This is a genomic window from Streptomyces sp. NPDC006283, assembly GCF_040613325.1.
GTDB lineage: Bacteria > Actinomycetota > Actinomycetes > Streptomycetales > Streptomycetaceae > Streptomyces.
Genome location: NZ_JBEXRZ010000038.1, coordinates 39,263 through 45,940, shown reverse-complemented (window position 1 = coordinate 45,940; position 6,678 = coordinate 39,263). Strand labels below are relative to the sequence as shown.

Annotated in this window: 10 protein-coding genes; 5 read left to right on the top strand and 5 right to left on the bottom strand. The window is 69.8% G+C overall.

The genetic code is table 11. The annotated features are described in order from the left end of the window. The coding region (locus ABZ070_RS11315) for a metallophosphoesterase (protein WP_356632345.1) at positions 1-831 on the top strand (831 nt) is incomplete at its 5' end. 39 nt (positions 832-870) lie between these two features. Here ABZ070_RS11315 and ABZ070_RS11310 read toward each other — a convergent pair. From ABZ070_RS11310 to ABZ070_RS11300, 3 genes are read right to left on the bottom strand one after another with little or no spacing between them, the layout of a single operon-like run. After that, positions 871-1,593, bottom strand: a complete 723-nt coding sequence (locus ABZ070_RS11310; RefSeq protein ID WP_356632343.1) for a TetR family transcriptional regulator — start codon at positions 1,591-1,593, stop codon at positions 871-873. Positions 1,594-1,604: 11 nt separating this feature from the next. Next, positions 1,605-2,033: a DCC1-like thiol-disulfide oxidoreductase family protein gene (locus ABZ070_RS11305; RefSeq protein WP_356632341.1), complete on the bottom strand. Its 429-nt coding sequence runs from the start codon at positions 2,031-2,033 to the stop codon at positions 1,605-1,607. 4 nt (positions 2,034-2,037) lie between these two features. Continuing rightward, the gene (locus tag ABZ070_RS11300) at positions 2,038-2,481 is read right to left on the bottom strand and encodes a hypothetical protein (RefSeq protein ID WP_356632339.1); all 444 of its coding nucleotides are present in this window, start codon (positions 2,479-2,481) and stop codon (positions 2,038-2,040) included. 125 nt (positions 2,482-2,606) lie between these two features. Between ABZ070_RS11300 and ABZ070_RS11295 the strand changes: the two genes are divergently transcribed. Next, positions 2,607-3,434: an alpha/beta hydrolase gene (locus tag ABZ070_RS11295; RefSeq protein WP_356632337.1), complete on the top strand. Its 828-nt coding sequence runs from the start codon at positions 2,607-2,609 to the stop codon at positions 3,432-3,434. A 65-nt stretch (positions 3,435-3,499) separates the two neighbouring features. On the opposite strand, the gene ABZ070_RS11290 is transcribed toward ABZ070_RS11295, so the two are convergent. Continuing rightward, complete coding sequence (locus ABZ070_RS11290) at positions 3,500-4,426, bottom strand: SMP-30/gluconolactonase/LRE family protein (RefSeq protein ID WP_356632335.1); 927 nt, start codon at positions 4,424-4,426, stop codon at positions 3,500-3,502. 77 nt (positions 4,427-4,503) lie between these two features. On the opposite strand from ABZ070_RS11290, the gene ABZ070_RS11285 reads away from it, so the two are divergent. Genes ABZ070_RS11285 through ABZ070_RS11275 form a run of 3 tightly spaced genes read left to right on the top strand, consistent with a single transcriptional unit; the run spans position 4,504 to position 5,820 of the window. Continuing rightward, positions 4,504-4,959, top strand: coding sequence for an Lrp/AsnC family transcriptional regulator (locus tag ABZ070_RS11285; RefSeq protein ID WP_356632333.1), 456 nt, complete (start codon positions 4,504-4,506; stop codon positions 4,957-4,959). Between the two features lie 29 nt (positions 4,960-4,988). Then, a complete protein-coding gene (locus ABZ070_RS11280) occupies positions 4,989-5,291 on the top strand; it encodes a hypothetical protein (RefSeq protein WP_356632331.1) in 303 nt (100 codons plus the stop codon). Then, entirely contained in the window at positions 5,284-5,820 is a 537-nt protein-coding gene (locus ABZ070_RS11275) for a hypothetical protein (protein WP_356632329.1), read from the top strand. Before ABZ070_RS11280 ends, ABZ070_RS11275 begins: the two co-directional genes overlap by 8 nt. 140 nt (positions 5,821-5,960) lie before the next feature. On the opposite strand, the gene ABZ070_RS11270 is transcribed toward ABZ070_RS11275, so the two are convergent. Further along, positions 5,961-6,509 (bottom strand): hypothetical protein, encoded by a 549-nt coding sequence (locus ABZ070_RS11270; RefSeq protein ID WP_356632327.1) that lies wholly within the window; start codon positions 6,507-6,509, stop codon positions 5,961-5,963. Positions 6,510-6,678: the final 169 nt, after the last annotated feature.

Genomic DNA, 6,678 nt, shown 5'->3' with positions numbered 1-6,678 from the left:
GCCGTGTCGCGGCGGCTGTTCGTCTCGCGGATCGTCGGCGGCGCGGCTGCCGCCGCCGCGCTCGGGACCGTCGGCCACGGCACGTACGGCGTGCTCCGCGGCCCCCGCGTCAAACGCGTCACCGTTCCGCTCGCCAAGCTCCCGCGCGCCGCCCACGGTTACCGGATCGCCGTCGTCAGCGACATCCACCTCGGGCCGATCCTCGGCCGGGCTCACACACAGCGCATCGTCGACTCCATCAACGCCGCCCAGCCGGATCTCGTGGCCGTCGTCGGCGACCTCGTCGACGGGTCGGTCGCGGACCTCGGTTCCGCGGCGGAGCCGCTCGCGCAGCTCCGTTCCCGGGACGGCTCGTTCTTCGTCACCGGCAATCACGAGTACTTCTCCGGCGCCGACGAATGGGTCGACCACGTCCGCGAGCTGGGCCTGCGCCCCCTGCGCAACGAGCGCGTCGAGATCGCCGGGGGCTTCGACCTCGCCGGGGTCGACGACGTGGCGGGCGAGAACGAAGGCCGGGGGCCGGACTTCGTGAAGGCGCTCGGCGACCGCGATCGCAGCCGCGCCGCCGTGCTCCTCGCCCATCAGCCCGTCGTCATCCATGATGCCGTCGAGCAGGGCGTGGACCTCCAGTTGTCCGGCCACACGCACGGTGGCCAGCTCTGGCCCGGCAACCACCTCGCCGAGCTGGCCAATCCCACCGTCGCCGGCCTGGAACGCTACGGCGACACCCAGTTGTACGTGACCCGGGGCGCGGGCGCGTGGGGCCCGCCCGTGCGGGTCGGGGCGTCGTCCGACATCACCCTCGTGCAACTGGCGTCGCGTCAGGCGTAAGGCTGTCCGGCGGATCATGGCGGGGGCGCGGACCGCCGGTCAGCTCTTCTTGCGGGCGGCCACGGTCTCCGCCATGCCGGGCAGGAAGTCCGTGAAGAGCTCGTGCACCTCGCGCACCAGCGGCCGCAGTACCCGGAAGCGGGCGAGTGCCACGCCCCGGGCGGTCAGCCGGGCTCCGCGCTCGGCGAGGCGCCTGCTGCGCTCGCTGCCCTCCGACCGGTCGAAGACCCAGTACAGGACCAGGCCCATCTGGGAGAGCCACATCAACTCGGGGAGGATCTCCCGGAGTTCCTCCGCCACCTTGGACTTCGAGCCCGCCAGCACCTCCCGGTGGACGTCGATGGCCGCCTCCCGGGCGTGCTCCGACTCGGGGGAGAAGGGGCTGAGCGGGCTCTCCGGGTCGGCAGCGTTCTTGAAGAACTGCGCCGCGAACTCGTGGTACGGCGCGGCGATGTCCAGCCAGGCCGTCAGAACCCCGGCCATCCGTGCCTCGAGGTCCGTCTCCTTGTCCAGTACGGGACGGACCGCCGCCTGGTGCTCGGCGGCGATCCGGTCGTAGAAGCCCTGGACGAGATGTTCCTTGGAGCCGAAGTAGTAGTACGCGTTCCCTACCGAGACACCGGCCTCCTTGGCGATGGCCCGCATCGTCGTCTTGTCGTAGCCGCGTTCCTGGAAGAGCCGGAGCGCGGTCTCGAGGATGAGCGTGCGGGTCTGCTCGCTCTTGGGGGCCTTCGCGTCGGTCGGGTCGTTCGCTGCAGTCACGGTGACCGAGCCTAGTCGGGTGCCGCGCACCGGTCGTCGCAGGGAGCCGCGGTCGGCGCCCCCTTCACGGCTTCGCGGTACTTGGCCGCCGCGAGCATCGTGACGCGGACGAACGGGGCGCCTGCCGGGGTGGCGAGCCAGTGGGCCTTGGGCCGGTGCTCCGCCAGGGCCCACAGGCACACGATCCAGGCGGCCTGACCGGTGTAGACCTGGCCCTTGTCCCCGATGACGGTGATCTCCCGTCGGGTCATGTCGTGGTCGAGATGCGGATAGCGTCTCTGCGCCTGTGCCGACCCGGCGGGGACCAGCTCCAGGGGTACGAGCTGGGGCTGACGCAGCAGCCAGCTCCGGAGATGGACGCAGAGGGAGCAGTCGGCGTCGTACAGGACGGTCAGATTGCGCACCGCTGTGCGGCTTTGGGGCCGTGCGGGGGCGGTCACGCGCTCACGCTCCGGCGGGGCGGGTGGTGGGCGCGCTCCACGGTCCGGTGCCCGCCTGGGGGGTCCATGCCTGCGGCGGCACCGGCGGGGTCTGCTCACGCTCCATCACGCTGCGGCGGCGGATCTTGTTGAGCACGTAGACGTTGCCGAGGTGCATCACGCCGAGGACCAGCAGGACCACTCCGATCTTGACCGACAGGGCCTCGAAGAGGCCGCGTGTCTGTGTGACTGCGTCGGCGGTCTTGAGGTAGAGCGCGACGAATCCGAGGTTCACCAGGTAGAAGCCGACCACCAGCAAGTGGTTCACGGCGTCGGCGAGCTTCTCGTTCCCCTTGAGCACGTCGGCGAGGAAGATCCGGCCGTTCTTGGTGAGGGTGCGGGCGACCCAGACCGTGAGCCCGACGCTGATCAGCAGGTAGGCGACGTACGTGACAACAGTGAGGTCCATGCCCCACCCTCCCTTGAACGTGTTCAAAAGCTGGTAGGCATGACTGTAGACCTCCTTTTGAACATGTTCAAGCTTCGGGGGAAAGGAGGGGCGCCGCCGGAGCACGCTCCCCTAAGGTCCGTTCCATGACACTCACTTACGATCAGGCCGGCCAGGGTCCCGATGTTGTCCTGCTCCACTCGACCGTCTGCGACCGGCGCATGTGGGACGCCCACTGGCAGGCGCTGGTGGAAACCGGGCACCGGGTCCTGCGCTGCGACTTCCGGGGCTTCGGCGACACGCCCGCAAAGACCGGTCCCTACGACGACGCCGACGACGTCCTCGAACTCCTCGACACGCTCGGCGTGGAGCGGGCCACACTGATCGGCGCGTCGTACGGCGGCGAGATCGCGCTGGAGATCGCCGCGCGCAGTCCACAGCGGGTCGGGGGACTGCTGCTGCTCTGTCCCGGCCGGCCCGGGCACCGTCCCGGCCCGCAACTGCTCGCCTTCGGCGAGCGGGAGGACGAACTGTTCGAAGCCGGCGACATCGAGGGGGCGGTGGAGCTGAACGTCTCCACCTGGCTCGGACCCGAGGCCGACGAGACGGCGCTGGGCGCCGTGCGGCGGATGCAGCGGCACGCCTTCGAGGTGCAGCTCGCGGCCGAGCGGGCGGCCGAGGCGGCCGCCGGCGACGCGGCAGGAGCGGACGGCGAGGCCGAAGCCCAGTCCTCGCCGAGGACCGTCGACCTGTCCCGCATCGAGGCACCCTGCCTCGTCGTGTCGGGCGCGCACGACCTGGAGGACTTCCGGCAGATCGCGGCCGCCCTGCCGGCCGAGCTGCCCGGCGCCCGGCACCTGGAACTGCCCTGGGCCGGGCATCTTCCGGGTCTGGAACGGCCTGCGGACATCACGGACCTGATGACCGCGTTCCTCGCGGAGCACCCGGCGCGGCCGGCGGCGCGCGCCTCTTAGCGTGTTCTTCCGGAGCCTGCCGGCCGCATCTCACCCGGGCCGTGACTCCTCGGGCGTGCGGCCGGTCAGGCGCGGCGGATCCTCGGCGCGCCGGTCACCGAGACGACGAGGGAGTACAGCGTCGTGGTGGCGGTGATGAACATACGGTTGTTCTTCGGGCCGCCGAACGCGACGTTGGAGACGGCCTCCGGTACGAGGATGCGGCCGATGAGCGTCCCGTCCGGGTCGTAGCAGTGCACTCCGCCGTACATGGCCGCGACCCACAGCCGGCCCTCGTCGTCGAAGCGGATGTTGTCGAACCGGGCCTCGTCCTTCGCCTCGGCGAAGACGGTGCCGCCGTCCAGCGTGCCGTCGTCACGCACGTCGAAGACCCGGATGTGTCCCGCCACGGTGTCGGAGACGTACAACTGGCGTTCGTCGGGGGAGAACACGAGCCCGTTCGGCCCGCCGAAGCCGTCGGCGGCCGGCCGCACCTCGCCACTCGCAGGGTCGACGCGGTAGACGTTGCACGCACCGATCTCCGGCTCCGCGCGGTGGCCCTCGTAGTCGCTCGTGATGCCGAAGGTCGGGTCGGAGAACCACACCGAGCCGTCGGAGTGGACGACCGCGTCATTCGGGCTGTTGAGGCGTTTGCCGTCGAAGCGGTCGGCCAGGACGGTCGTCGTGCCGTCCGGTTCGGTCCTGGTGACCCGGCGGTTTCCCTGCTCGCAGCTGATGAGGCGGCCTTCGCGGTCGAGGGTGTTGCCGTTGCTGTGGCCGGCCGGCGAGCGGAAGAGTCCGACGGTTCCCGTGGCCTCGTCCCAGCGCAGCATCCGGTCGTTGGGGATGTCGCTCCAGATCAGCTGCCGCCAGGCCGGCAGGTAGACGGGCCCCTCGGCCCAGCGGCTCTCCTCGTGGAGCCGCTCGAGCCGCTCGTCGCCATTGGCACAGCGTCCGGTGCGGAAGCGCTCGTCCCGGATCTCGTAGATCGAGGTACGGTCGGTTCTGGACATCGTCTTACCCCCCACGGAATATACCGAAGCATCTTCAGTGATCAATGAGTACCGCAGAATGCGATATGGTCGCAACCATGGATGGCATCGACCGTGAACTCGTGGCCCTGCTCCAGCAGGACGCCGCATCGCCCTACGCGACGCTCGGCAAGACCGTGGGCCTGTCCGCCGGTGCCGCGCACGAACGCGTGCGGAAACTGCGTGAGCGCGGTGTCATCCGGCGTACGACCGTGGACGTCGACCCGGCCGCGCTGGGCCGGGGTGTGCTGGCCTTCGTCATGGTCGAGTCCTCTGCCTGGATGGGCGATTCGGCCGCGGCGTTCGCCGCGATTCCGGAGATCCAGGAAGCCCACGTCATCGCGGGCAGCGCGTCCGTGCTCGTGAAGGTGCGCACCTCCACCACCGAGCAGCTCCAGGACGTGCTGAGGCGGCTCTACGCCATCGAGGGGGTCAGCGGGACACAGGCGACGGTGTCGCTGGAGACGTTCTTCGAACGGCCGGTCTCCCCGCGGGAAGAGCCCCGTCGAACCTGATCGTCAGTAGGGCGTTCTACTGTTCGGTCATGGCAAACGTGACCTTCGCCGACGAGACGACATCAGGGGTGCGCCGCGATGCCCTGGGGCTCCAGGTCGCGGAAGCGCACCTGGTGCTGCGCGAGTTGCTTGACCGTCGGGCGGTCGAGGAGGCCACCGAGGGCGGGCACGACCCCCGCGGCGCCGGCGAACAGGCGGTGGCGGCCTTCGCGCGAGGCCGCTTCCTCGTGCTGGTCGGCGATCGTCAGGTCACGGACCTCGATGCGCCGACAGATCTCTCCGTCGCCACGGAGATCACCTTCCTCAACCTCGTTCCCCTGGTGGGTGGCTGACGATGAACGGCGAACAGCACGCGCGTCAGCGGCGCATGGAAAGGCTCGGACTGCCTACTCGCTGCACGCCTACCACGAGCTGATCACCCTCATCCGCGAGGAACAGGCCGAAGGGCGGCCGCTGCCCGGCCCGTTCGTCGCCCTCGTCCGGCGCACGATGCTGGACACCTGCGCGCACTCACCTGAACTGTCCGCGCTGCTCCGGCGTATGGAAGCGCCCCTGCTCAACCCGGGGGAGGCATGGGCGGACCAGGCGCTCGCGGACGCCGAGCGGATGGGCGACCCCGGGCGGGAGCCGGCAGTGACCCGCAGGGACCTGCTTGCCCGTCTGGTGCCCCGGCTGGCGATAGCCGGCCGCTGTACGCTGGACGGCCGGTTCCTCCACGTCCGCGGCGACCGGAACGCGTACCGCATCCACCTGGGCTCCGGCAATGTGCTGATCGATCAGCAGGAGCGGTATCTCTGCATCGTTCCCAAGGCGGCCGGCCGGCGGAGCCAGGGCATCTGCCCTTCGAGGGCGACGAGATGATCTCCGTGATCCTCATCAAGGCGATGCTGCTGGCCAAGGACACGGAGATCACCGATCCGACGATCGTGAGCCAGCTGCACTGAACGGGCAGCGCGTGTCGACGGGTCGGCAGGGCCGTGGCCCTGCCGACCCCGAAGCGCCTACATGCTGCTGAGCGAACGCGCGTAGTTGATCTGACCCATCACCATCTGGAACGACTGAGGGCCCTGCGCCGGGATCATCGTCGAGTGGTGCTTGCCACCGCTGGTCACCGTGACCTGGATGAATCCCGTGGTCGTCTTCTCCTTCATCAGCAGGAAGAGGAGACCGAGCAGACAGAAGATGAAGAAGACGATCGCCAGCACGATCGCGTGCGTCGGGATCTTCTCCTCGGTGCGCGACATGTCCGTCGCGTTCCACACGGCGCCCTTGAGCGGCAGCGTGCCGCTCGGAGTGACGATCGAGTCGCCCATCACCGTGATGTCGCCGATGGACACCAGCGGCGCGCCGCCCGTCGGCGCGGGAGGGCCGGTGTACGGCACCGGGACGCCGGCGGGCTGGGTCTGGGCGTATCCGGGAGCGGGGTCCTGCGGATAGCCGTATCCCGGCGCGGGGTTGGGGTACCCGTAGGCGGGCGTGCTGCCCGGAGGCTGGGTCGGGCCCCACTGGTACTCGGGCTCCCCGTCCTTGTACGGATTGGGCGTGCTCATGATCTCGTCCCCGCTTTCCCGCTGCGTCAGGTCAGACGTTCCCTGATCCTGCCAGGTATGGCCCCAGTGGGTGAAGTCCGCGTCTGTACCCGTACGGATACAAAGAGGCCCGCTTCCCCCGGGGGAAAGCGGGCCTCGATGCTGTGACGGGCCGTGATGTGGCGATCCG

Coding starts and splice junctions, on each gene's coding strand:
- ABZ070_RS11300 (WP_356632339.1), bottom strand. CDS start 2,481: ATGGACCTCACTGTTGTCACGTACGTCGCCTACCTGCTGATCAGCGTC.
- ABZ070_RS11270 (WP_356632327.1), bottom strand. CDS start 6,509: ATGAGCACGCCCAATCCGTACAAGGACGGGGAGCCCGAGTACCAGTGG.
- ABZ070_RS11295 (WP_356632337.1), top strand. CDS start 2,607: ATGACACTCACTTACGATCAGGCCGGCCAGGGTCCCGATGTTGTCCTG.
- ABZ070_RS11280 (WP_356632331.1), top strand. CDS start 4,989: ATGGCAAACGTGACCTTCGCCGACGAGACGACATCAGGGGTGCGCCGC.
- ABZ070_RS11290 (WP_356632335.1), bottom strand. CDS start 4,426: ATGTCCAGAACCGACCGTACCTCGATCTACGAGATCCGGGACGAGCGC.
- ABZ070_RS11285 (WP_356632333.1), top strand. CDS start 4,504: ATGGATGGCATCGACCGTGAACTCGTGGCCCTGCTCCAGCAGGACGCC.